A 26,223-nucleotide genomic window follows, 5' to 3' on the forward strand; every position below is an offset into this window, starting at 1 on the left:
CAGCCATATGAGTAAGAAACAGATATTGATTGCTGAAGATGAAGCCATTGTCTCTGAGGATCTTAAAATGATGCTGGAGCGCCTTGGATATACCGTTCCTGCCATAGCAGTATCAGGAGAGGAGGTTGTCGAGAAGGCGCTAAAAATCAAACCCGATCTTTTGCTCATGGACATTGTACTCAAGGGTAAGATTGATGGGATAGAGGCGGCCACTCAGATATATGAAAAACTGAATATCCCCATCGTTTATGTCACTGCCTATTCAGATGAAAAAACCCTGACCCGTGCCAAGAAGACAGAGCCTTACGGATATATAATAAAACCCTATAATGAGAGAGACCTTCGCATCACCATTGAAATTGCCCTTCAGCACTATAAACCCTGCATTAAGATGCTTGAAAAAAAATGCCGTGTTTTTCTTGAGGCCACACCGGATGTAACAATAATATCCGATAAAGGTATAATTATCACTGCCAACAGGCAGTCCGAGAAGGTCTTTGGATATAAATGGTCGGAACTGATCGGCAAGCCTATTGAAATCTTGTTGCCCGATGAGTATAGGGGGGTACACATAGGGCACATGGAGACCTATTATGCGAACCCGTCTGTGCGTCCAATGGGTGACTGGCTGGATCTTTTTGCACGGCGAAAAGATGGCGCCAAGATTCCAGTATCAATAAATTTAGGTCCTATTGAGACAGAGGATGGCCTCTATGTGATAACCGTTATCCGTGATATTACTGAAACCAGGAGGACAGAGGCGGAGCTTACCCTTTTGCAGTCTATTACACAAGATATAAGCGGGGCGAACGATTTTTGCGCTGCACTTGAGGTTGTGCTGCGCAAGGTATGTGAGAAAACAGGCTGGATTATGGGAGAGGCATGGGTCCCAATGCCCGACGGCTCCTGCCTTGAATACAGCCAAGCATGGTACAGCAGGGATAGCGGCCTCGAGGAATTTAGAAAGGCCAGCGAAAAACTTACATTCCCCCCCGGGGTTGGGCTGCCGGGAAGCGTATGGTCGTCCAAACAGTCGGTATGGATTCAGGATGTAACTGTTGATAAAAATTTTCCCCGCTCCGAACTTGCAAAGAAGGCGCGTATCAAGGGCGGGGTAGCAATCCCTGTCCTGGCGCATGATGCTGTAGTTGCTGTAATGAGTTTCTTTGTTTATGAAGAAAAAAAAGAAGATAAACGATTTGTAGGACTCATCTCTGCAGTAGCGTCCCAGCTTGGTATCTTTATTCAGCAAAAACAGTCGGAGGAACGGATCAACTATCTTGCCTATCACGATATCTTAACCGGCCTCCCAAACCGCCTAATGCTCCATGACAAAATAGAAGAGGCCATCTCCGGCGCAAGGAAGGAGGGCAGGTCTATTGCCCTGTTCATCATAGATTTAGATCACTTCAAGGATATAAACGACACACTAGGCCACCAGCATGGAGACACTTTACTGGTGAGTATAGCCGATCGCCTAAAGAATATATTTGCTGATACCGGCACAGTTTCCCGCCTGGGCGGGGATGATTTTACGGTTATCCTGCCGGGGGCAGACGTTGAGACTGTATCCCGATTCGTGGATAAGATCACAAAAAGCCTTGATGAGCCATTCCTGATCGGGGACATACCAATTAACACTACTGCCTGCATCGGCGTATCTTTTTTTCCGGGCCACGGCGAGGATACCCACACCCTGCTAAGGAGGGCGGATATAGCCTTGCATGAGGCCAGGAAGCAAGGGAGCAACTGGGCCATCTACTCCCCTGAATATGAGAAATTTTCATCCGGGCATCTGGCCTTAATAGGCGTGCTTAGACATGCTATAGACTCAAATCAGATGTTCCTTCTCTATCAGCCTAAGATAGACCTGAAGACCAGCAAGGTAATAGGCGTCGAGGCGCTTGTAAGATGGCAGCACCCAACAAATGGGGTTATACCGCCTGACCAGTTCATCTTCCTTGCAGAGCATTCAGGTTTAATAAAACAGCTTACCTCCTGGGTAATAGGAGAGGCGCTCTGCCAGGCACGAGGCTGGCAATCGGCCGGACGTGATATCTCTGTGGCAGCAAACCTCTCAGTAAGGAGCCTCTATGCCCCAATGTTCCTTGACCAGACAAAGGGACTCCTTGCCACATGGGGTGTTGATCCAGGCAGGTTAAGGCTTGAGATCACAGAGAGTGTTATCATGTCCGACCCTGAACTTGCCATGGAGATCATCACCCAGTTGACCATCATGGGGGTACGCTTTTCAATCGACGACTTCGGGATAGGATACTCATCGCTTAAATACCTTCAGAGACTGCCTGTTGATGAGATCAAGATAGACAAGTCCTTTGTCATGAAAATGCTTTCAGATGAGAATAGCCTGAAGATCGTACATTCCACAATAGAACTTGCCCATAGCCTTGGGCTAAAGGTTGTAGCAGAGGGTGTGGAGAGCCAGGAAACAATGGATAGGCTTGCTTCGCTCGGCTGTGACGCTGCCCAGGGATATTTTATAAGCAGGCCCATCACCAACGAAGAACTGGTATGTTGGATGGATAAGCAGTAGTGCACGTGTAAGGAAAAACTTCAAATATTAGCTGGTTCAGAGCTTTAAAAAGAAAAGGGGGCAGATCTTGGAATACCATATTTTTTTGGAGAAGGGTATGCTTAAAAAATTATTTCTTGCAATAATATTTATAATACTATCAGCAATCGCCAGCGCCGGCATTTGGTTTGGATGGTGGGTTTTGAGCCTTCCGAATATAAGCGGCCTCAAGAAGGCAGACACAGGTTTGTCAATAAATGTGAAGGATGCTAATGGAAAACACAGGAATTGGATTGTCGGTGTAAGGAATCCTTCATGGATTCCTTTAAGTCAGGTATCGCCGCGTATTATTGATGCTGTGGTTGCAGCAGAGGACGATGCATTTTTCCAGCATGATGGTTTTAATTTTGAGGAGCTAAAGAATTCCATTAAGGCAGATTTGAAAAAGAAGAGGTTTGCAAGGGGCGCATCTACAATAACGATGCAGGTTGCAAGAAATTTATATCTTACAAAGGAAAAGACTATATCAAGGAAACTCAAAGAAGCGTATCTCACATACAGGCTTGAGAATACGCTTACAAAAAACAGGATACTGGAATTATATCTTAATATCGCAGAATGGGGCCCGGGGATTTACGGTATCGGTCAGGCATCAGGATATTATTTTGGCAAAGGGCCTTCGGAATTGAATCTGAATGAGGCGGCGCTTCTGGCTGTAATCCTTCCAAATCCCCGCTATTTTAATCCTTATACACGAATGACAAAGGTGGAAGAGCGGCAGAATTATCTCCTTATGAGGATGTTTACTGAGCATGATATTGAGACTGAGGAATATGAGACGGCCGTATCAACGTCAGTGGAATTGAGGGAAAAATTATGACCGCTGTGCCGGATTGGGACGCCAGATATACAGCGGGAGAATACTCTTCTTCAAAGGAACCCGGCAAGCTGCTGAAGGAATTTATAGTTGCCCTGCCGAAGGGAAAGGCGCTGGATATAGCTTGTGGCGAGGGAAGGAATGCCATATTCCTTGCAAAGAACGGCTATGATGTGGATGCAGTGGATATCTCAGCCGTTGCGATTAAAAATGGGGATAAAACAGCAGAGAAGGAAGGTGTGAGGGTTAATTTCATCCATGCTGACATGGAGCAATATAAAATCAAGGCAGAGACTTATGACCTTATTGTGAATTACAACTATCTTCAGAGGACGCTTGTATCCGGCATTAAAAACGGCCTGAAAAAGGGAGGGGTTATTATCTTTGAAACCTATACTATGGAGCAGCAGGCAATAGGTCAGCCAAAAAATCCTGAATTTTTACTCAAACCAAATGAACTATTAAGATTGTTTGAAGGAATGCACATCTTTTTCTATAGAGAAGGCATCTTTGAAGAAGAAATAAAAAAAGCGATTGCATCTCTGGCAGGGCAGAGATTATGAAAGCTGCAAAAAAAGCTTGACAGGCCGGGTTTTTTAAGCTACAAACTGTATAAAAGTAAATCTAAAACCAAACATAAAGCCAAATTTATGGTTCACCCCGCTAAAGGTGGTTCAATTTTTGACTTTCAAAGGTGGTGATATGAAGACATCTCAGATATTGGAACAGGTAGGCATTCCGAGGCATAAGCTCTATTACCTTGAGCAAAAGGGGTATATAGCTCCGGAGCGTATACCGATGGGCGACCTTGAGGCAAGGGAATATAGCGAGATAGATGTAAAGAAAGTTCGTCTTATATGGAAATATTTAAAAAAGGGTTTTAAACATAAAGCAGCGTATCAAAAGGCCATGGGAGATATGGATGAGGGGCATGCTAAAAAGGGGAGGGTATAAATAAGGATGTACGAAAAGTTTTTTTATTTAAAGGAAAATCCGTTTAATATAACTCCTGATCCGAAATTTTTATATATGAGTAAGAAACATCAGGAGGCGCTGGACCTTCTCTTTTTTGGCATTTCACAGCGCAAGGGTTTCCTTATGCTGTCTGGCGAGGTTGGCACCGGAAAGACAACTATTTGCAGGGCGCTTTTGGAGAAATTAGACTCAAAGGTGAGCAGCGCCCTTATTATAAACCCGCTTCTGTCAGATGTTGAACTGCTTAAGTCCATAAATGAAGATTTTGGCCTGAAGGCAGAAACCATGACCATGAAGGAACAGGTGGATGCCTTAAACTCTTTTCTCGTCGGGAAGGCCAAAAATGCTGAAAATGCGGTTGTGATAATGGATGAGGCGCAGAATCTGAGCTCAAAGGCGTTGGAGATGATAAGGTTGTTATCAAATCTTGAAACAGAAAAGATGAAGCTTCTGCAGATAGTTTTGGTAGGCCAGCCCGAGCTGAGAGAGAAGCTTAAACTTCCTGAACTCCGCCAGTTAAATCAGAGGATTGTAGTGAGATGCCATTTGGGATCTTTGAATTTTGAGGAGACCAAGTCATATATATTTAAACGGCTTACAATTGCAGGAGGCAAGGGCAGTGTAAAATTTACTGCAATGGCTTTAAAATCCATATACGAGGCAAGTTCCGGCATTCCCCGTCTTATAAATATTGTGTGCGACAGGACTTTAACAGCAGCCTTCGTGGCAGGAAAGAGGGTGATTGATGAGGAGATAGGAAAAAAGGCCGTAGATGAACTGGATATGGATGGAACCTTAAGAAAGGATATTGAGATACCGCACAAGAAGAGGGTCAGGCCTGCCCCTGCAGGCAGTAAGCAGGGTGGACAGAATCTGGGGAGGAGATATATATTATATCCGGCAGTATCGGCAGTTATTATTGCTGTGATGTTTGCAGTGTGGTGGAATAATAGGAAAACAGCTGCGGCTCCTTCATTTGCAGGCACACCTGTTATAAAATCTCTTCCGGAAGAACCCGTAAGTCCTTCAACTCCTCCCCAAGCCAAAGATTTTGGTGAGGTAGAGGGCAATAAGGCATCGACCGCGCAAACTGGCACAGAAAACCCATCTGAAACGGTTATTTCTGAGGAGACAGCGATACTGAAAGAGATGGTAATTCTTGTAAACGCAGTTGAGCATACTATTTCCAACGGTGAGACTTTGGAGATTGTAAAAGGGGATAGGCTTAAGATAATTGATGCAATTGTGGAAGGCACTGATAGCAGAGAAGTATCGGTAAACCTTCTCGGTTTTGTTCCAAATAAATCTGTTAATAAAGGAGAAGACAGAGGTTATTTGGTTGATACGGCAAAGGACCTATGGGTTAAATATTCTATAAAAAGGCGGGGCTTGGAATATCCGGTAGTTGTAAAACACGGAGACAAAAAGATAGGCGGGATTTTTATAAAAATCATTACTAATAACTCCCCCGCCTTCGGCACCCCCTCTTTGATTAAAGAGGGGGTTGGGGGGAGTTAACTTTATGAGTTTAATACACCAGGCGCTCAATAAGATTCAAACAATAGAAAAGACCGAAGCCCTGCCTGTATATAGCGAGGGGGCGAAGGGGCATATATATTTTAATCTTCCTGCGGCAAGGGTGAGAACTATTTTATTAGCCCTTTCTTTGCTAATCCTTGTTTTTGCAGTGTGGTGGGGTATTGGCAGGATTGGTTTCTCAACCCGACATCAGGTGGTTTTTAAGAAACCACAGCCTGATTTAGAATCCATGGGACAGGCCAACCTCCGACAGATTCAATCGGGGGCAAGCTTCCCCGATGTAAAAGGCGTAAAAGGCAGCGGTGTGATTGCCGCGGCAGAGCCTGCGTTAAAAGCGGCAAAAACTAAAAATATTAACGGAGTGGAGCTTTACAAACAGGGCAGATTCTTTCTTGCAAAAATGGAGTTTTTATCTTCCATTGAAATATTTCCGGAATATGCCGAGGCATATAACAATATTGGTTTAACATATAAGCAATTGGGCGATATTAAAAATGCAGAGGATAGCTATAAAAAGGCCCTTCAATATAAACCCGGCTATCCTGAGGCCATGAATAACTACGGTATTCTTTTGGAAATGAAGGGAAATTCAAATGCGGCAAGAGAATATTTCAAAAAGGCTGTTTTGATTGCGCCTGATTACCCCGACCCCTACCTCAATATGGCTGTTTCTCTTGAGAATAGCAAAAGGATTGAGGATGCAATAATTTATTACGAAGGGTTTTTGTCCCATGCGGAACAAGCCCCCGACAGAGTCAATCGGGGGCTTGTTCAGGGCGAGATTCTCTTAAGAGATGTAAGAGAGAGGGTTCTTTATCTTAAAGCTAACAGCTTTGCGGTAGGAAAAAACAGGTAAGCCCCCGACAGATTCAAGCGGGGGTAAGAGGCTATAAACAGGAGATTTTATGTTTATTTTTGACCGTGCTAACCTTACAGGCATTGATATAGGTTCGTATGCTGTAAAGGTTGTAAAGATAAAAGGAAAAGGGAGCAGCCGCTCCCTCGAGGCTCTCGGGTATTCGAGGCTGGACAGCGCGCAATTTCCTGAGGACAGTTCAAAATTAAGCGAAACATTTCGAAATCTTTTTAATGCCCACAGAATAAAGACAAAAAAGGTTGCGGCTGTTCTTTCCGGCGGTTCTTTGGCTCTGGCGCATCTATACCTGCCCAATATGCCAAAAAAGGATATGAAGGAGGCTGTGCGATGGGAAATGCGGAAGCAGGTTGCTTTTTCTCCCGAGGAATTAGTTTGTGATTTTACTACTATCGGCGAGGTAAAAAGGGGAGAGGGATCCGTCATTTCCCTTATAGCATTCGGCGCCAGGAAAAAGGATGTGGAGCAGTTGATAAAAACCCTTGAGGATGCTGCGCTTGAGCCTGTTAGAATTGATGTGGCCCCAATGGCCATGCTTGCATGTTTTGATTATAACAATATATGGGAGAATGGCATAAATTATTCAATGATAGATATTGGTGATTCAAAATCAATGCTTGCCATATTTAAGGATAGGAAGCTTATGTTTGCCAGAGAGATACCGGCAGCTGGCAGGGAAATAACAACGGCTGTTATGAATAAACTGGCATGCGGCTCAGATATGGCGGAGAAGGAGAAAATAAGATGCGGGGTATTGCGGTCGGGTGAAGGAGGGCAAGGGGTTGCAGACGCAGTATCAGGTGTTTTAGAACGGCTGGCTGCCGAGGTTCACAGGTCTTTTGAGTATTACCAGGCGCAGTTCAGGGAAGGTAGTGTAAGTAAGATTTTTTTGTGCGGCGGGACAGCAAGACTTAAAGGCCTGGATGATTTTTTTGCAAACATCCTTGGAGTCCCTTGTTTTATAGATGACCCGCTGCGCAATATAAAGGTGGAACCTAAAAGATTTGAGGCGGCAAGGGTGAGAGAGTTTGCCCCTGCCCTTGCCATTACAGTGGGTTTGGCCCTATGATAGAACGGATAAACCTTATTCCTGATGAGATGCTTATAGGTAAGAAGGCCGGGCAAAAAAGGCCTTTTATTATCGGTATTTTGATTCTTTATGTTCTGGGTTTGGGCGCGGTTTATATTTATCAAAAGGCTAAAGTTAAAGAAAGATTGAATAATGTGGAGCAGACAAGAAGGCAAAGGGATGAACTTATAGCGCAGAATGCAAGATACAGAGAGGTCATAGAAAGAATTAATCTTGTGCAGAAAAGGGAAGAAGATATAAAAAAAAGGCTGGCGGTGATAAGTTCTCTTTTGGAAGACAGGGTATATTGGTCAGAGATACTGCGGAACACAACTCATCGTATACCAGATGGGATTTGGCTTACCAGTTTGTCCACTAATGATTTGGCCAAAGTGTCCGGCAAACCCCCGGCAGAGTCAACCGGGGGCAAGGGTGTTAAATTCAATGGAACCGCTCTTTCAAATTCAGCGATTGCGGCGTTTGTCTTTGCCCTGGAGAATTCCCGCGATTTTGGGAATGTGGTTTTAGCCTATTCCCAGAAAAATGAATTTCAGGGCAGGGATCTCTATGATTTTGAGATTTCAGCAGATTTAAGAGGGGTAAAGAGATAGATATGGCGGATATTAAAGATATAATATCAAGGCTTGAAATACCAGCAGTCAGGGAATACAGGGAAGCAGTAATCGGGCTCTTGCTTATTGCGGCTGCAACTTTCTTCTTTTACCAGTATATTTATTTAAAAAAGGTTGTAGAGCTCAAAAGAATAGACTCTCAGATTCAGGAGGTAGCGGCAGATGTTAACAGGGTTTCAACGGAGATAAAAGAGACGCAGAAGATTGCAGAGAGGCTCAAAGACGCAATGGAAAGGCTTAAGGATATGGAAGAAAGGTTTACAGTAACACAGAGTAAACTTCCCTCTGACAAACAACTCTCGTCCATATTAAAAGGTCTTATTGGCGATGATAGAAAGAGGGGCATAAAATTTATATCACTCAGGCCTTTGCCACTGGAACCCAAAGGCGAATATTTTAAACTGCCGTTTCAGATAACCATGCAGGCGGGGTTTCAGTCATTTGGTGAATATTTAGAGAGGATAGAAGAGATGCCGAGGATAGTTACTGTGGAAAATTTCAGAATAGAGGCAAAAGAGGAAGACCAGCCCCCGACAGAGTCAATCGGGGGCAAGCCCCATCTTTCCATTCAATTATTTATGAATACATATGTCCTTGGAGGGCAATGATGAAGAGCCAGGAGTTACAAGTTACAAGTCACAAGTCTGGTGTCTGGTGTCCGGTGACTGTATTTTTACTGCTTACTGCTTACTGCTTACTTTCTTTTCCTGTACTTGCCCAGGATACTGTTAAAGAATCATTATCAGATTTAAATCGCATCCTTCCGGCTAAAAAGATTGTTAATGTGCCATGGGGGAGAGACCCTTTTGTGGCTTTAACAGGAGATAGGTTTGTGAAACAAGCCAATCTCAAGCTTACAGCTATCATCTACAATAATAAAAAACCGTCTGCCATTGTAAATAATAAGATAATATATATAGGTGATAGTGTGGATGGGCAAAAAGTTATTGATATAACAAAACAGTATGTTATACTCCGTGGTATTAGCGGCGCTTACAAACTGGAGATAGGCAGCACAGAGGGGCAGTCATATGATATTAAAAAAACACAACAATAAGAAGGCAGGGGTCGGGGGCTATAGGCTATTGGCTATAGGCTATGGGCTATGGGTTTTACCTATTGCCTATTGCCTATTGTCTATTGCCTGTTCTGTTGCAGAGGCCGAGATATATAACAACATAAAGGCAAGGATTGAAGGGGATACAACTGTCTTTACCATAGAGGTTAAAGATGCGGAGCTTAAAGATGTTCTAAGGGCCCTTGCCAAGCAGAATAACCTTAATATTATTGTGGGGGAGGATATAGCGGCTAAGGCAACATTTAGTTTGGATAAGATTACATTTAAGGATGCGCTTGAGATTATCACCAAAACCAATGGGCTTAGTTATGTGATTCAAAACAATGTCCTCTGGATTGGCAAGAAAGATAGTATTGCAAAGACGGGGGAGGATATTATAATGGAAATGGTGCAGCTTAATTATGCAAAGGCATCGGATGTTGCCGGAAATATTAAAGGCGTTTTAAGCGAAAAGGGAAGCGCTGTGTCTGACAGCAGGACAAATTCCCTCATATTAAGAGATGCGAAAAAAAATATAGAGGATGCAAAACTTCTTATCAAATCTCTGGATACGAGGACTATGCAGGTTGTTATAGAGGCAAGGATCATAGAGGTCCAAAATAACTTTGCAAGAGACCTTGGCGTACAGTGGGGCGCGGCTGGCGGCACAGCAGGCAAGAATGCATTTACTACAGGTTTTGGCAGCACGGCAACCGCTCCTTCTAATACCGTAACACCAAGTGGTTTCATAGGTTCGGGAGGGCGATTTGCCACACAGCCAAATTTTGCTGTAAACCTTCCAGCAGCAGGGGTACCCGTAGGGGCATTGGGCCTTGCATTTGGCAAGCTGACAGGCGACCCCCTTCTTTTGGATCTCCGCATATCTGCCGGCGAGAGGAGCGGCCAGTTAAAGATAGTCTCTCAGCCAAAGGTGACCACATTGAACAACACCGCGGCTACTATACACAGCGGGCTTAACTTTAAGGTAAGGACATCAACGACCACCACAACCACAGGCGCCGCAACTGCAACCGGCACAATAAGCGCAGGCCTTGAGGATGTAAAAACCGGCATAGACCTGACGGTGACTCCTCGAATATCATCCGATGATTTTATTTATCTTAACATCATTGCAAGTAAAAGCGACCCTGATTTTGCGCGCAGCGTGGACGGAATACCTGGTGTCAGTGAAAAAAGGGCAAGCACATCTGTTCTTGTTAAGGATGGAGAAACTACTGTAATCGGCGGGCTCTATAAAAGCACAGCGTCTGACGCTGATAATTCTATTCCGTATCTTTCAAAGATACCGATATTGGGCTGGCTTTTTAAGTCAAACAGCAAGATTGCGGATAATGAAGAGTTGCTGGTGTTTATAACCCCCCGGATAGTCAAATATGATAGTCAAATAGATAAAGATAAAAATAACCCTATGGAGGTGAAGCCGTGAACAAAAAGACAATTATATTACTGGCAGCGCTTGTAGTAATAGGCGGAGCTGCTGCCTATTTCTTATTCTTTAAAGACTCTGGCATTATGACTGCGCCTGAACCTGAAAAAGTTGCAAAAAGGATGAAGATAGAGGTTCCTTCGCCTCCTGAGGTAAAGAAGGAGATAACAATACCGGCTGGGGTGCAGACACAGACGCAGCCGCCTGTAGAGCAGGGCGCTGCAAAGCCTGTTGAAGTGAAGCCGGAGATTAAGAAAACAGAGAAAATAAAGACTGCTGTTAAAGAGGTTGTTCCTGAAAAAAAGGAAGAGATTAAAAAAGAGAAACAAAGGCCTGCTGCAGATAAGAAAATGGCTTATAAGCTATGGGCCGTGCATGTTGCATCTTATGTGTCAAAAGAAGAGGCCTTATCCGTGGTAAAAAAACTGAAACAGGATAACTATAATGCCTATATGACAGAGTTTGCTATGAGTGGGAAGCATTGGTATAGGGTCAGAATAGGGTTTTATGCGTCAGACCGGGAGGCAAAGGCTATAGGGCAGAAAATATCAGGCAACTACAGCATAAGCGGTATATGGACAGTCAAACCAAAAAAGAAAGAGATAACGAGCCATCTGAATTAAACCCCAGTCCGCAACAGGTAGCTGCACCCTTTATGGGTGCGTTATTTTAGCAGGCATAAAGCCTGCGGCTGCCAGCAGTTATGTCAACTTATTTTTATCGTTCACTATAATCGGCTTATTTTAACAATGGAACCTCAATTAGATAAAAAAGAAAAATACCTTTTTATTGAGACATTTGGATGCCAGATGAATGAAAATGACTCAGAGCGGATAATTGGTCTCATGAGACATAGTAATTTCAAGACTACTGATAACCCCGATAACGCGGATATGGTTATACTCAATACATGCAGTATCAGGGATAAGGCGCAGCATAAGGTTTACAGCGCATTAGGCAGGCTTAAGAAACTTAAGGCCGGTAAACCGAATTTGATTATTGGTGTGGGTGGCTGCATGGCTCAGCAAGAGGGAAATAGATTATTAAAGAGGGCGCCGCATCTTGACGTTGTATTTGGCACGCACAATATCCATCGCCTGCCGGATTTGGTCAGAGAGGTTGAGACTGCAAAAAACAAGGCTGTTGCTACAGGATTTTATGATTCCATTGAAGAAGAATTATTTGACCATGCATATTTTGAAAATCGGTCAGAATATTTCGCTGTCAGGGTTAAGGCATCGGTTGCTGTAATGAGGGGATGTGATAATTTTTGTACCTATTGTGTAGTCCCGTATGTGAGGGGGAGGGAATCGAGCAGAAAAAGCAGCGATATACTGCAGGAGATAAATAGGCTGGCAGAGGCAGGGATAAAAGAGATAACCCTTCTGGGTCAGAATGTTAATTCATACTGGAATAAAGGCGAATGCATTTCCTTTCCTGAGCTTTTAAGGCGGGTTTGCAGAATAGATGGGATAGAAAGGGTCAGGTTTATAACATCACATCCCAAAGATATGTCAGAAGAACTTATAAAACTCTTTGGGGAAGAGGAAAGGCTTTGCCGTCATATTCATCTCCCAGTTCAGTCCGGTTCTGATATAATATTAAAAAAGATGAACAGGGGATATACCAGAGAGGAATATCTGAATAAGGCATATAAACTCAAGAGGCTTTATCCTGATATGGGCATTACAACTGATATTATCGTTGGTTTTCCGGGAGAGACTAAAGCCGATTTTTCAGATACTATGGGTTTAATAAAAGAAATGGGATTTGACAACATATTTTCATTTAAGTATTCTCAAAGACAGGAGACAACGGCTGCATCCTTTGATAATCACATTCCTGAGCCGGAAAAGGAGGAGAGGCTTGAGATACTCCATGGAGTGCAGAGGGATATAGCCCTGCGCAAGAATCAGGAAATGATAGGAAGGATTTTGGATGTTTTGACAGAGGGGAAAAGAAAAACATCGTCGGTTCGCCCGCCTGAGGCGGGTTACGATGTTATGTTAAATATTGACGCCGCCCAACTTACAGGCAGGACATCATGCAATAAGGTGGTAAATTTTTCCGCATACGAAAGACTCATTGGAAAGATTGTGCCGGTAAGAATAATAAGCGCTGCTCCGAATTCCATGCTTGGGCTTTACTCAGAAGATAAGGAGGAAAAACCAAATATATGCTGTTAGAGATGAAGGTTTTTGGTCTTGCCATAGATCCGGTTACCAATGCGCCTATACTCATTTTAAAAGATACGGAAGGCAAAAATGTCCTTCCTATATGGATAGGGCCGTTAGAGGCAAGCGCTATTGCAACAGAACTGGAAAAGATACAGTTGGCCAGACCAATGACTCATGATCTTTTAAAAGATATATTTAAAAACCTTGGTATAACTGTTTCTAAAGTTGCGATAACAGACCTTGAAGATAATGTTTATTATGCCGTCATCCATTTGATGTATGGGGAAAACAGCTATGCTGTAGATGCGAGACCAAGCGATGCAATAGCTGTTGCCCTGAGAGCAAACTCGTCAATATTTGTTGAAAATAAGGTTTTAGAAAAATCAAAAACCCTTGATATTGGAAAGAAGGTTGCTTCATCCAAAGGGCGTCAGAAGAATGGAGTGGATAAGGAAGGGGACAAGCAGGATGAATGGCTGAATATACTGGAAAGGCTTTCCCCTGAGAATTTTGGGAAATACAAGATGTAAAAGATAGGCTATGGGCTATAGGCTATGGGCGAAGGGTTTTTACTATTGCCCATTGCCTCTTGCCTATAGCCTGTTTTTTCTTTTTTATGAGGTTATTGTAATGATTAAAAAGGTGGTGGCCATTGGTTCTTGTTTAGGGGTGGAGGAAATCCTCTTCCTAAAGGGATATGTTGTAGAGCATGTGGAGCAAAAGAGTGTTTTAGATGTTTTAAAGAAAGAAGGGATAGAGGCGGTTATTGTTGATATTGATGACACTGTCAGGTTCAATGTAGTTATAAGCGGCATCAGACATCTTTATCCAGGACTCTGGATAACAGCTATCTCAGGCAACAATAATGATGCCAAAGAACGTTCTCTCGCATTAAAGTCCGGCGCAAGCAGCTATGTTAAAAAGCCGGTTGATGAGAAGAACTTATCTATTGGCGAGGAAGAGCACCCTGTTTCAGAAATCCCGCCCCCAAAGCCAGCTGCGCCTGTCTCAGGAGCTAAAAAGCCTGTAGACTCAGTTACACTTGATGAATCTAAAAAAGTATTTCCAAGCCGGTTTTATAATGCCTTCTTTGTGACAGAATACGGCAAATTAGAGACATTAAGGGCAGAGAGGTATAATAAAAACTTTTCTGTTATTCTCACGCACATAGAAGGATTCCATACCCTCAGTAAAAAACTGGAAAAAAAAGAACTTCTGGACTTCCTGAAAGGGCTTATAAAGGCTATGATGGATACCTTAAGAAATTGCGATGTTATCGGGATGGTGGAAGATAAGAAGATTGTTGCAATACTTCCGGAGACAGACTATTTTGGTTCGTGCATAGCTATAAGAAAGATTAAAAAGGACATTGAGAATGTTACAACAAAAGGCGAACCGTATGCCTCTATTATATTTTCCAATGTTTCATACCCAAGGGACGGCAAAGGATACGGCGAACTGTTGGCTGCCGCTGATAAAAGAGTAGAGGAGCAGAAAGACGGGCTGTGGCTGAAATCAGGATTTGAGAATAAACCGTTCTGGGAGATTATTTCCATACTCCTTGCCGGAAAGGCCTATGAAGAAAAAGATGCGGCGCCTTTTGATATCGGCAAAGGATTTGACCTTCCAGTCCTCTTTCTTGACAGGCTTCAGGAGATGATACTTCAGGAGATATTGCGGGATCCGAAGAAAAATGGCATTCTATACCTTGGGGCGAGAAAAATATCGCCAACCCTTCCTGTTTTAAAGGCCGTAGACACCTTAGGCGCTACTGGCACAAAGATTTTTATAGTGGGAGAAGGGGAAGAGAAAAAATGGAATCTCTCCAACGCAACTCCAATATATCTGTCTGATTCCCGTCTGTTAGAGACATTCTTTATATTTTTTTTGGGAGAAGATTTTTCCTATGCAGTTGTATGCAAAGAAAGATGGGGAGAACAATATTCATGTTTTCATACCGCTAGCCCGTATCTTATAGAGGGGTTGATAAACAAATTTCAAAGGGAATATTCTCTCCAGGAGCAGTTGTAAGCACATATGGATAATAATATGAAAATTCTCATAGCATCCGGCGACAGTGGGAGACTGACATCCTTAAGCGACTATCTGAAGGATAAGGGCTTTAATATACTTACCGCAATGGATGGGGCGTCTGTTCTGGAGATTGCTCTGAATGAGAGACCTTCAATAATAATAATAGAGACCGATATTCCTGTTATAGACGGCGAGAGGGTCTTTCAAATACTCAGGAACAATCCCCATACAGCAGAGATACCTTTTATTTTTATGGGGACAGAGGCTGTTGAGATAAAAGGTTTCCGCAGGGATGTCGATTCTCTTCTGCTGCAACCAATAAAAGATGAAGAAATATTTAGAAGGGTAAACAGGGCATTCGCTGATCAAAAAGGAGAGGTTAAGGGCGCTATCGGGGATAAGGAGATTGAAGGAAGGCTGTCCCATATCTCGCTTGGAGACCTGCTGCAGATACTCCATCTGAACAGGAAAGAGGGTATTTTGAAGGTTTCCTATGAGAATAGAGAAGGCCTCATTTATATAAAGGAAGGGGCTATATACAATGCAGTTATAGGGAATATGGAAAAGGAAAAGGCGCTCTTCAGGCTCCTATCATGGCATGACGGGAAGTTTGAGTTTTCGCCAAAGCTTGTTGATGCGCCTCAAAAGATCCATCGTTCAGCAGGGAATCTCCTTATGGAGGGGATGCGCCAGTACGATGAGTGGAATAAGGCAAAGGGGCAGTTGCCAAGGCCTGATTCGCAGATAAAGCTGAAGGTTGATATTTCCAGTTTGCCAAAGGGATTGAAACCCATCATATACGAGGTTCTTTTTCTGGTGGATTATTATCCTGTGATAGGAGATCTGGTAGATCACTGCACATTTCCTGATTATGAAGTTTACCAGACCCTGGCTGGCTTAATGCGCAAAGGGGTTCTGGAAGAGGTCAAAGATAAGGGAATTGGGGATAAGCGAGCCGGGCCTCATCGGGAAATACTCACATCCGCTCAGGCATTAAAGATAAGGGAAAAGGTGGCCGCCAAATGGAAAGATATGGAGGTTGCAAGCTTTGGAAAGATATTCATAGTATCCACCAATGATAATCTTATTGTGAGCTTTGTGGATTCATGCAAGGATATACCCGGTTTCTCGGTAAACAGGCAGTTTATTACATCTCCAATACATAGGGAAAACCCTTTTGGAGACATAGCGACTCTAAAGCTGTATGGAGGGATGGATGTGGTTCTTTTTGCTGTTCCTCTGAATGAGAAGATGAGGCCTATATGGAAGGCATTTTCTAAGAACATGATAGGCATGATGCTGTTGTGTGATAATGAAGGCATGAAAGAGGCAAGACAACTTGCTTATATTAAAAACTCAATACTGTCTGTAAGACGGCTCCCTATTCTGCATATCTTTGCCGCTGACCATGATATTGATAAAAGGCAGGAGGAAGGGTTTAGAAAGATAATGGGGATGAGGAGGGACGAACAGATGTTTATATTTGAGCCTGCAAACAGAGAAAAAGTTTTTCATATCTTTAATGCATTTTTTGGCTATCTTCTAAAGGATGAGTATATATCGGCATGATAGACCTTCATACACATTCACTGTTAAGCGACGGAGAATTGCTGCCGTCGGAATTAGTGAGAAGGGCAGAGGCAGCAGGGTATAAGGCGATTGCAATAACTGACCACAGCGATGCCTCTAATCTTGATTTTGTCATAGAAAGAATAGTTAATGTATGCAACGAACTCAAGGGGAGCGGGATACCTGTTATACCTGGTGTAGAGCTGACACATATACCTCCCCGGCAGATTGAGCAGATGGTGAAAAAGGCCAGGGCATTTGGCGCAAGGCTTATTCTGGTTCACGGCGAGACAATTACAGAGCCTGTTGCCTCCGGGACTAACAGGGCGGCTATAGATGCAGGCGCTGATATATTAGTGCATCCGGGGCTTATCAGCGAGGAGGACGCAAAGTTTGCAGCAGAAAGGTCAGTATATCTGGAACTTTCGGCAAGAAAAGGACATAGCCTTTCAAACGGCCATGTGGCCAAACTTTCTAAAAAATTTGACGTTCAAATGGTCTTAAATACAGATACCCATTCTCCGTCTGACCTTATAAGCGACGAAATGGCAATGAAAATAGTTATCGGGGCAGGTCTTACAGAAGGAGATTTCAGGAGAATAAGTAAAAATGCTGAAGAGATATTGCAGAGGGTCTTATAAGATAGGCTATAGGCTATGGGATAGAGGCTATAGGCTAAGGATTTTCCTATTGCCCATCGCCGCCTCTTGCCTATTGCCTATCTTTATCAGCGGCTGCGCCGGAGACAAGATAGTTAGTGGTGAGATTAAAAGCCTTCCGTGGAAGACTTATCTATTTAACAGTCAAAGAGAGGGTAAGACTGAAGATACAATGAAACTGCCAGCCGGTTCTTCCGCTGATTTCAGGATTGCCGGCGCAGCAATATTTAAGTTTTTCCTTCCCTATGTCCCTGCAGAGTATTCATCTCCGGCAATAGTTGACAACATAGTATATGTCGGCGCTTCAGATAAATATTTTTATGCCATTGACCTCAAAAAGGGGAGGGTAATATGGGAATTTTCAACTTCAGGCGCAATAGAATCCTCTCCAACCGTTCACAACGGCAGGGTGTATTTTGGAACAGGCGACGGCATATTGTATTGTTTAGGCAGTAAAGACGGCCGCGAGATATGGCGGTTTCAGGCCGGAACAGAGATTATATCTTCTCCGGTAGTTGAGGGAGACGCGGTTTATTTTAATTCCGCAGATGATAAACTCTATGCATTGAAGGCTGAAACCGGTGAAAAGCTGTGGCATTACAGCAGGAGATATGTAAAAAAGATAGTTAAGAGGATGTTTGCCTCGCCTGTTGCGCATGGCGATAAGATATACTGCAATTTTACCGATGGCTATATTGCTGCTGTTGAAAAGTCTTCAGGCCGTGAGGTCTGGCAGAAGAGGATTCTTGGAGAAGACCAGGCAGGCGCTGCAAGATTCACCCCAACAATAGAAGATGGTCTGGTCTATCTTATAAACGGAGATGGGTTTCTTATTGCCCTGGATGCGGAAAACGGTGAAGAGAGATGGAGGTTTGATATAATAAAAATCTCTGACTTTACATTAAGCAAAGGTTATATGTTTGCTGCCGGATATGACGGCAGCATCATTGCGATGAACAAAAGCAGAAAGATTGTTTGGAGGAAAAAAGTCAGTCAGGGTATTCCGGTTTCTATGATTGCCGCAGACAATTATATTATAACCTCATCAAACTATAAAACTGAAACCCTTTTCTCCAGCGCTATAGGCAGTTATCTGGACATATTTGATATGGATAAGGGGAAAAAGGTATGGAACGAAAATATAGATTCAACCGTTTCTGCTTCCATGGCCGCCGCATACAACCATCTTTTTTTAGTGACTGACAATGGATTCCTGCGTATATATAAATCAAGCCGATAGATTCCTGTGCCATAAGGACTTTTCCCCTTTTTGTCTCTGATTTCCTAAAGATGACCGTCCCGTATAAAAATGGCTTGACAATGGGGAAGGAATTGATGTTAGTATTAGTCCTATAATGGGCCCCGGCAATAAAACCGTTCAATACTGGATTGCGTTGTCTGAATATGACCTGCAAGTTGCAGAATCTTTGTTGGAAAAGGGGCATTATCTCTATGTCGGCTTTCTGTGTCATCAAAGCGTTGAAAAAATGCTGAAAGCCGTATATGTTTATAAACACAAAGCGGTTCCGCCTTATATCCATAAACTCGATAAACTCATAGAACTCATAGGATTGGAAAACAGTCTGCCGGAAGAAAAGATTGACCTTATAGATGAACTGACGCCGCTCAATATTCAAGCAAGGTATCCGGCATATAAAGAGGCCATCTACAAGCTGATAGATAAAGAAAAGGCAAGGGATATTTTTGCAAGAACAGGGGAATTTATTGCATGGCTAAAAGCATCTCCCAAATAAACAGCGAACTGAAAGAATTTATCTTGTTGCTGACAAGGTCTTATAATATCTTTGCGGTTGTCTTGTATGGCTCTTACGCGGAAGGAAGGGGACACGATTTGAGTGATGTCGATGTTGCCGTGTTTTCGGATGATTTCGGAAAGAATGTTTTTGAGGAGATGAAGAACCTGTTTAAATTGCGGCGCAAGATTGATACAGATATAGAGCCGCTGCCGTTCAGCAAGAAAACCTATTTTGAGCATGAAAATACCGATTTTGTGGGTGAGATACTTTCAAAGGGAAAGGTCATATATAAAGACGGACAGTTGCTGATATGACTGCGAGAATACATCTGCTTCGTTATTTGAATTGATTTCATTGCGAGGTTTTTGCATGGCACGAATCCTGCAACTCAACTCGACTTAACTCAACTCGACTTAACTCAACTCAACTCAACTCAACTCAACTCAACAAATGACGCCATTACTGACAGTTCTTAATCAAACGGCCTTTCTTGCAGCGATGCGGGAAGGTCGTTTTTGTTTTGTGGTTGAAAAATTCAAAGGAGGATAAACTGCATGAAAAGTTTTAAATCGTTATTTCTCATCATCGCCGCGTTTATCGCTGTTTTCACAGGGGCTATGTCCAGTCATGCCGAAGGTACCGATATTCCAGTCATAGAATCAATAAAACCTGATGTGCCTGTAAGTTCAGGAAAGTTGGAAATCAGCGGTAAAAACTTGTTAAGTATAGATAAAAGTGAACAGGAGAATGCCCAAGTTATACTTATAGTAAAGAGGGTAGTGCTGGGTAAAGTGACTGGGGCGGTAACAGGCACAGTGACAGGTGAAGTGGAAGGTGTAGTGAAAGGTAATGTGACAGGTGAGGTGAAAGGCAAAATGGAAGGTGAATTGCAAGATGCTAAAGTGATTGCCGGAACTGTTATAGGGGATGGGACAGTGATTGAGCAAAGAACTTTTAAGCATAATGAGGTTGAGTTGTGGGATGAAAGCAAGATAACATTGACTCTTCCCAAGATTATAAAAGAATACACTGACGATGATGATGTGGAGATTCAGCTAACAATATGTAATGGCAAAATTAATGCTTGTTCTACAGAGAAAAGATTTTGGGTTCTGCCAGACAGCATCGTTACTGATGCCATACTTTTAAAAGATAGGATGTCAGAGGAGGGGATAAGCGATTACTTATATCACAGGGGAGAACAGGAAAGAGAGAGGAACATCGCTGAAGATTATACGAAAAAAAATGTTTTCGGTAATGCAAAACTCACAAGCAGGGAGGTTCTTGCATTAAAGGTAGCTACCTTTGACGATAACTTTATATCAAAAATGACGGGCGAGCGTCAGCATATAAATCTTGGCGTCTCTGCAATATGGTTGTATGACACAAAAAGTGTTGTAGCTGCCCCTATGCTCAGGATATTCCTAATACCAAAGAGTTTTTACGAACCGAGAAGAGAATTGATTAAATGGAGATGGGTAGCCGATAGTAATAGTTTGGCTAAAGAGTGCCCTATCAACTGTTCATTTGGTTGGACCTTATGGAATTTCGCAAAAAATATCCCTATGGCTTTACTTAATAGGACGGATTTGAATGTAGGATCCACAACCAGTACATCCACAGATGCGACAACAGGCAAGAATGTGGATAAGAGTTATTATCTGGTTGGACTTTCCTTTGAAATCAACCCTGCGGTGCTTTTAAATTTAGGTTACGCCGCCATATCTGGTAAGGTTGACAGTGGCATAAGAAAACAATGGTATCTTGGTTTAACGATTGATGAAAATGTGCTTCGGGCTGCAAAAATTCTGAAATAAATATGTAGAGCTCATTGCCGATTCAATTCACAAAATTGAACCTGTAGAAGAAATTTTTTATAATAACTGTATCATGGAAGGTTTGTCATGACCAAGAATAAAGAGACGTTGTCCAAGATAGACCCAACCCAAGCCTATTTCTGAAACTCCCTGACCATATCAAGACAAAGACAAAAAAGGCATTTGAACCCTCCTTTTTATTTGCCTTTCCATGATATTTTCTGTTAATCTTGCATTGCCTGATATACCCTGTTCACACTCACAACAATAATTATGAAACCTCTCAACATAGCCTTCCTCTGGCACATGCACCAGCCATTATACAAAGACCCCTTTACAGGCGAATATATCCTTCCGTGGGTAAGGCTTCATGGAACAAAAGATTACTATGACATGGTTGCAATACTTGAGAGATTTCCGTCTCTTCATCAGACCTTTAATATTGTGCCTTCTTTAATAGAACAGATAAATGATTACGCAGACGGAGCGGCATCTGACAGGTTTTTAAGCCTGACATTGAAACCGGCAGCGGATTTAACCCGGGAGGATAAGAGATTTATTATCAGAAATTTTTTTCTTGCAAACTGGGAGCATATGATAAAACCTCTTCATGGATACTGGGAGCTCCTTAAAAAGAGAGGGTTCTATCATGACGAGGCGGAGATGGACAATGCGCTCCGCTATTTTTCTCTTCAGGATTTTCTGGATCTGCAGGTGTTATTTAATCTTGCATGGATAGATCCTGTTATAAGAGAAAATGACGGATTTTTAAAAGGGCTTGCAGAAAAAGGCAAGGGCTTTACAGAAGGAGAAAAGGTACGGCTTGCGGCAAAACAAAAAGACATAATCAAACAGATACTGCCTAAATATCGTGAAATGGAGGAAAAGGGGATTATTGAATTAACCACCTCGCCTTATTATCACCCGATACTACCTCTGCTTTGCGACAGCTATTCGGCAAAGGCAGCCATGCCTGGCATAGAGCTGCCTCAAAAAAGATTTATCTGCGCCGATGATGCTGAAGATCAGGTTAAAAGCGGCATAAAACTTCACGAGAAAACATTTGGCAGAAAACCGAAGGGGATGTGGCCGTCTGAGGGGTCGGTAAGCGAGGCCATTATACCCATTATAGCGAATGAAGGCATAAACTGGATTGCTACTGATGAAGAGATATTGGCAAATTCTTTAAAAACCGTCATAAGAAGGGACAGCAAAGGCCAATGCCTTGACCCGGAAATATTATATAAATCATATTTAGCGGCAGCAGACGGGAAAAGGCTTTCTATTATATTCAGAGACCACATACTTTCTGATCTTATAGGATTTGTATATACCACATGGGATGCAGAAAAGGCGGCAGAAGATTTTATTGACAGACTTGTTAAAATACACAACTCTCTTAAAAATACGGATGGCTGTCTTGTGAGCATAATCCTTGATGGTGAAAATGCCTGGGAATATTACAAGAAAGATGGAATGGATTTTTTAACTGCCCTTTATGATAGATTGTCGAAGAATCCACTACTTAGATTGGTCACTGTAAGCGAGCATCTGAATGAATATCCTCACGGGGAAGAGCTGCCGATGCTTTATTCAGGCTCATGGATAAATCATAATTTTAAGATATGGATAGGCCACAGCGAAGATAACACGGCATGGGATTATCTCAAGGATGCACGAGATAGCCTTGTTGAATATGAAAATACGCTCAAGCAAGCCGGAGCTTATGAACAGCATAAAGAAGACATAGCCGGTGCGTGGAAGGAGATTTATGCGGCAGAGGGGAGCGATTGGTTCTGGTGGTATGGCGATGAACATACATCCATGAGCGATAAAGAATTTGATGAACTTTTCAGAAGGCACATAAAAAAGGTGTATTCCCTTATTGGAAAAGAACCCCCTTTGTATCTGGATGTTCCGATAATGCTGGAGGAAAAGCTCTACGAGCCTGCGGTTAAGCCCACTGCATTTATAAATCCTGTTATTGACGGAGAGGTCTCCAATTATTTCGAATGGCTTTCAGTAGGCAGGCTTGAAAGAACAGACTATGGCGTTGCGATGCACAGAGGGGCAACGGGCGGCGTTGTCGGCGGCATTTCTTATGGTTTCAATCTAAAATCGCTGTTTTTAAGGTTTGACTACATCCATGAGATTACCCCATATAAACAAAAATGGGATGCGCTTATAAACTTTATTTTTCCAAAGACAATGCAGATTAAGATATCTGTGGAGGGTGAAAAGGCCGGCGCATGGATGCTGGAAAAGGAGGGTGCTGCAGGCGCTATTGCAGAAAGACAAAAGATAGGGTCTGTTGCGGCAAAGGATGTGGTAGAGATTGAGCTCCCGTTCGAAAAACTTGGCATACAAAAGGGCGATGAAATGAGGTTTTTCATAACAGTAGACGGCGGTGAAAGAGGTCTTGAAAGGTGGCCGTCAAAAGGGTATGTGGCTGTTACAGCGCCGTCAGAGGATTTTGAGAACTATAACTGGTGGGTGTGATAAGCAAACCCGCTATCCTCTCGGATGACTCTTTTTATGTATTGCCTTAAGTTGTTCTGTTTTTACACTGGTATATATCTGTGTGGTAGATATATCTGCATGGCCGAGCATTGTCTGAATAACCCTTAAATCAGCTCCCCTCTCTAACAAATGAGTTGCAAAGGAATGACGTATGGCATGGGGTTTAACCCTGTCTCTTGAAATTCCGGCTGTCAGGCTATACCTTTTTATAACGGCCCAGAAGCCTTGTCTCGTAAGCCTCCGGCCCCTTGCTGTTATAAAAAGATATTCGCTTTTCCTGTTTTTTAGAAATACGGGTCTTGATGAGTCAATATATTTTTTAATGTATATTATCGCTACCTCTCCTATAGGCACTATCCTTTCCTTGGAGCCTTTGCCGTAAGCAATAATATACCCTGTCTGGAGATTTAGGTCGTTCAATTTTACAGAAACCAGCTCAGAAACCCTCATCCCTGTTGCATAGAGGGTCTCAAGCATTGCCTTGTCTCTTAAACCGAGATATTTTTCTGTTTTTGGCGCATTTAAAATAGCTTCCACTTCTTCGATACTTAAAACCCTTGGAAGCCTTTTTGCAAGCTTCGGCATATCAATATTTGCAGTTGGCAAGATTGATATTTTATTGTTCTTGAGAAGAAACCTGTAGAACATCCTGACGGCAACCAGATTTCTTGTATAAGACCTCACGGAAATATTGTTTTCTTTGAGTTTAGATAGGAAAGAAATTATATGGGAAGATACGGCGTCAAGCGGCGACACGCCCTTATCGTCAAGAAAAGAAATGTATTTAATAATATCCCTGCTGTATGCCTCAATGGTATTTTTGGACAGGCCTTTCTCTACAGTTAAGAAATTCAAAAAATCATCAAGGAGTATGTTTGACTCTTCCACGGTTCTGCTCAAAAATATACCATGCTCTCCTTTTTAAATTCCTGAGAACTGAACAAAAGTTTATAATCCTTTATTCCCGTTGCCTCAGAAATCTTTCTTGCTGTTTCATAACATTCCTCTTTTGTCTTTCCATGTATCATTGTGAAAAGGTTATAAGGCCAACCATCAAAGCTTGGCCGTTCATAACAGTGGCTTACCTCTTTAAAAGACGCCATAATCTTCCCAATCCTTTCCCTGTCCGCCTCCTGCACAATCCATACCCCCATGCCATTGGCAGTTATGCCTGCCTTCCTGTGGCGCAGCGCAGCGCCGAATCTTCTGATATATCCCTTATCAAGGAGTTCCTGAACATTTTTTATAAATTCTCCCTCTGATATACCAATCCCTCTGGCAAGTGTTTCAAAAGGCCTTGGCTCTAATGGGATGTCATCCTGAACCGCTGCGCATATCGCCTTTTCTGTATTTGTAATTGTCTTTTTGCTCATAAATCATAACCTCCGGATCATATAATAGTAGATGGTAAACAGGAGTCTGGTGTCTATTAAAATTAACATACCACAAAGGTAGATACCTGACAAGTTCTTGATGAAACCAAAATAAATATTGACACCTCCAATAGTTGCAGGACAGACGTCCTGCCCCTCTATATAAAACCTTTTTGCCATTCAAATTTTGAATTTGACATATTTATAATATCTATATAACTTGCTTTAATAGCAGAATAAAACAAAGGAGGCAAGAAGACCATGCGTATATTTAGAGGAATTACCATGACTCTATTTTTATTGGTATTTTCTTTTGCTATCCAGGGATTATTATATGCAAAGGAAAGACAGGGAGAAGTTACCTTTAAGATAAATATTGAGGCGCCAGAGGACAGTAAAGATGTAAGGCTCTGGCTTCCATATCCTGTATCTGACAAGGAGCAGACTATAGAGGATGTAAAGATTGACGGCAATTTTTATTACAGCGGCATCTACGGTCAGAAGCAGGAAGGGGATATGGCCCTTTATGCTGAGTGGACACAGCCTGCAAAAGAGAGATTTATCACCCTGACATTCAAGGCAAAGGCAATGGAAAGGATAAAAAAAGATTTTCCGTCAAAAATTCCTTTTCAGGAGTCAGGCATACCTGTTGAGGTTAAAGAATATGTCAAAGGTTCCGAGTTTATACCAATAGACGGGAAAATAAAGGCGATAGCGCTTAAAGCAATCCGCGGCAAGAAAAATATAAAAGATAAGGCAATGGCTGTCTATGACTGGGTTATTGAAAATACAGTCAGGAATCCGGATATTAAGGGGTGCGGGACAGGCGATGTGGAGAGGATACTTGCAGAAAAGGGAGGAAAATGCGCTGACATAAGCGGTGTATATGTGGCTATTGCAAGGGCAGCCGGGATTCCTGCAAGAGAGGTCTGGGGATTAAGACTCGGCAAAAAGCCTGAAGAGGATATGACAGGCGGGCATCACTGCTGGGCTGAGTTTTATATGCCCGGCTATGGCTGGGTTCCAGTTGACCCTGCAGATGTGAGAAAGGCAATGCTTACGGAAAAACTGGAGTTAATAAAGGACGCAAAAACAAAAGAGTATCGGGACTACTACTTTGGGGCCGTTGATGCGTACAGGATTGTCTTAACCAGAGGGGCAAAGGGTTATTCCTTAAGCCCGGCGCAGAAGGACGGTGTACTGCCATACGGATTTATGTATCCATATGCTGAGATCGATGGAAAGGCTGTAGAATGGCTGGCAGCGCAAAAGGAATTGAAATACAAAATTACCTTTAAAGAGTGGAATTAAATC

At 42.7% G+C, this 26,223-nt stretch carries 25 protein-coding genes; 23 read left to right on the forward strand and 2 right to left on the reverse strand.

What is annotated here, in order from left to right; all coding sequences use genetic code 11:
* Positions 1-7 precede the first annotated feature (7 nt).
* The 22 genes from Q8P28_05390 (at position 8) to Q8P28_05495 (ending at position 23,515) form a co-directional block, all read left to right on the forward strand.
* Complete coding sequence (locus Q8P28_05390) at positions 8-2,554, forward strand: EAL domain-containing protein (protein MDP2682227.1); 2,547 nt, start codon at positions 8-10, stop codon at positions 2,552-2,554.
* Positions 2,555-2,651: 97 nt separating this feature from the next.
* Positions 2,652-3,413, forward strand: coding sequence for a biosynthetic peptidoglycan transglycosylase (locus Q8P28_05395; protein ID MDP2682228.1), 762 nt, complete (start codon positions 2,652-2,654; stop codon positions 3,411-3,413).
* Positions 3,410-3,973 carry a class I SAM-dependent methyltransferase gene (locus tag Q8P28_05400; protein MDP2682229.1) on the forward strand — a complete coding sequence of 188 codons (564 nt, stop codon included), beginning with the start codon at positions 3,410-3,412 and terminating at the stop codon, positions 3,971-3,973. The genes Q8P28_05395 and Q8P28_05400 overlap by 4 nt, the downstream gene beginning before the upstream one ends.
* Before the next feature lie 139 nt (positions 3,974-4,112).
* Complete coding sequence (locus tag Q8P28_05405) at positions 4,113-4,364, forward strand: MerR family transcriptional regulator (protein MDP2682230.1); 252 nt, start codon at positions 4,113-4,115, stop codon at positions 4,362-4,364.
* A 6-nt stretch (positions 4,365-4,370) separates the two neighbouring features.
* A complete protein-coding gene (locus tag Q8P28_05410) occupies positions 4,371-5,903 on the forward strand; it encodes an AAA family ATPase (protein MDP2682231.1) in 1,533 nt (510 codons plus the stop codon).
* A 4-nt stretch (positions 5,904-5,907) separates the two neighbouring features.
* Positions 5,908-6,780, forward strand: a complete 873-nt coding sequence (locus Q8P28_05415) for a tetratricopeptide repeat protein (protein ID MDP2682232.1) — start codon at positions 5,908-5,910, stop codon at positions 6,778-6,780.
* 49 nt (positions 6,781-6,829) lie between these two features.
* Entirely contained in the window at positions 6,830-7,867 is a 1,038-nt protein-coding gene (pilM, locus tag Q8P28_05420) for a type IV pilus assembly protein PilM (protein ID MDP2682233.1), read from the forward strand.
* On the forward strand, positions 7,864-8,478 hold the full coding sequence (locus tag Q8P28_05425) for a PilN domain-containing protein (protein MDP2682234.1): 615 nt from the start codon (positions 7,864-7,866) through the stop codon (positions 8,476-8,478). Before pilM ends, Q8P28_05425 begins: the two co-directional genes overlap by 4 nt.
* Positions 8,479-8,480: 2 nt before the next feature.
* The gene (gene pilO / locus Q8P28_05430) at positions 8,481-9,107 is read left to right on the forward strand and encodes a type 4a pilus biogenesis protein PilO (protein ID MDP2682235.1); all 627 of its coding nucleotides are present in this window, start codon (positions 8,481-8,483) and stop codon (positions 9,105-9,107) included.
* Complete coding sequence (locus tag Q8P28_05435; protein MDP2682236.1) at positions 9,107-9,556, forward strand: hypothetical protein; 450 nt, start codon at positions 9,107-9,109, stop codon at positions 9,554-9,556. Before pilO ends, Q8P28_05435 begins: the two co-directional genes overlap by 1 nt.
* Entirely contained in the window at positions 9,531-11,003 is a 1,473-nt protein-coding gene (gene pilQ, locus Q8P28_05440; protein ID MDP2682237.1) for a type IV pilus secretin PilQ, read from the forward strand. The genes Q8P28_05435 and pilQ overlap by 26 nt, the downstream gene beginning before the upstream one ends.
* Entirely contained in the window at positions 11,000-11,626 is a 627-nt protein-coding gene (locus Q8P28_05445; protein ID MDP2682238.1) for an SPOR domain-containing protein, read from the forward strand. Before pilQ ends, Q8P28_05445 begins: the two co-directional genes overlap by 4 nt.
* Positions 11,627-11,752: 126 nt before the next feature.
* On the forward strand, positions 11,753-13,189 hold the full coding sequence (gene miaB, locus Q8P28_05450) for a tRNA (N6-isopentenyl adenosine(37)-C2)-methylthiotransferase MiaB (GenBank protein ID MDP2682239.1): 1,437 nt from the start codon (positions 11,753-11,755) through the stop codon (positions 13,187-13,189).
* Positions 13,180-13,710, forward strand: a complete 531-nt coding sequence (locus Q8P28_05455) for a bifunctional nuclease family protein (GenBank protein ID MDP2682240.1) — start codon at positions 13,180-13,182, stop codon at positions 13,708-13,710. The genes miaB and Q8P28_05455 overlap by 10 nt, the downstream gene beginning before the upstream one ends.
* A gap of 100 nt (positions 13,711-13,810) precedes the next feature.
* A complete protein-coding gene (locus Q8P28_05460; protein MDP2682241.1) occupies positions 13,811-15,211 on the forward strand; it encodes a diguanylate cyclase in 1,401 nt (466 codons plus the stop codon).
* Positions 15,212-15,229: 18 nt separating this feature from the next.
* A complete protein-coding gene (locus tag Q8P28_05465) occupies positions 15,230-16,783 on the forward strand; it encodes a DUF4388 domain-containing protein (protein MDP2682242.1) in 1,554 nt (517 codons plus the stop codon).
* Positions 16,780-17,424: a histidinol phosphate phosphatase domain-containing protein gene (locus Q8P28_05470; GenBank protein ID MDP2682243.1), complete on the forward strand. Its 645-nt coding sequence runs from the start codon at positions 16,780-16,782 to the stop codon at positions 17,422-17,424. The genes Q8P28_05465 and Q8P28_05470 overlap by 4 nt, the downstream gene beginning before the upstream one ends.
* Complete coding sequence (locus Q8P28_05475; GenBank protein ID MDP2682244.1) at positions 17,393-18,682, forward strand: PQQ-binding-like beta-propeller repeat protein; 1,290 nt, start codon at positions 17,393-17,395, stop codon at positions 18,680-18,682. Before Q8P28_05470 ends, Q8P28_05475 begins: the two co-directional genes overlap by 32 nt.
* 115 nt (positions 18,683-18,797) lie before the next feature.
* Positions 18,798-19,196 (forward strand): HEPN domain-containing protein, encoded by a 399-nt coding sequence (locus Q8P28_05480; GenBank protein ID MDP2682245.1) that lies wholly within the window; start codon positions 18,798-18,800, stop codon positions 19,194-19,196.
* On the forward strand, positions 19,172-19,513 hold the full coding sequence (locus tag Q8P28_05485; GenBank protein ID MDP2682246.1) for a nucleotidyltransferase domain-containing protein: 342 nt from the start codon (positions 19,172-19,174) through the stop codon (positions 19,511-19,513). Before Q8P28_05480 ends, Q8P28_05485 begins: the two co-directional genes overlap by 25 nt.
* Before the next feature lie 240 nt (positions 19,514-19,753).
* The gene (locus tag Q8P28_05490) at positions 19,754-21,016 is read left to right on the forward strand and encodes a hypothetical protein (GenBank protein ID MDP2682247.1); all 1,263 of its coding nucleotides are present in this window, start codon (positions 19,754-19,756) and stop codon (positions 21,014-21,016) included.
* Positions 21,017-21,289: 273 nt separating this feature from the next.
* On the forward strand, positions 21,290-23,515 hold the full coding sequence (locus tag Q8P28_05495; GenBank protein ID MDP2682248.1) for a glycoside hydrolase family 57 protein: 2,226 nt from the start codon (positions 21,290-21,292) through the stop codon (positions 23,513-23,515).
* A 12-nt stretch (positions 23,516-23,527) separates the two neighbouring features.
* Here Q8P28_05495 and xerD read toward each other — a convergent pair whose 3' ends face one another.
* Entirely contained in the window at positions 23,528-24,436 is a 909-nt protein-coding gene (gene xerD, locus Q8P28_05500) for a site-specific tyrosine recombinase XerD (protein ID MDP2682249.1), read from the reverse strand.
* Entirely contained in the window at positions 24,433-24,909 is a 477-nt protein-coding gene (locus tag Q8P28_05505; GenBank protein ID MDP2682250.1) for an Lrp/AsnC family transcriptional regulator, read from the reverse strand. Before Q8P28_05505 ends, xerD begins: the two co-directional genes overlap by 4 nt.
* Before the next feature lie 261 nt (positions 24,910-25,170).
* On the opposite strand from Q8P28_05505, the gene Q8P28_05510 reads away from it, so the two are divergent.
* A complete protein-coding gene (locus Q8P28_05510) occupies positions 25,171-26,220 on the forward strand; it encodes a transglutaminase domain-containing protein (protein MDP2682251.1) in 1,050 nt (349 codons plus the stop codon).
* Positions 26,221-26,223: the final 3 nt, after the last annotated feature.

This window comes from Deltaproteobacteria bacterium (assembly GCA_030690165.1).
In the GTDB taxonomy this organism is placed as follows: Bacteria; Desulfobacterota; GWC2-55-46; order UBA9637; family UBA9637; genus JACRNJ01.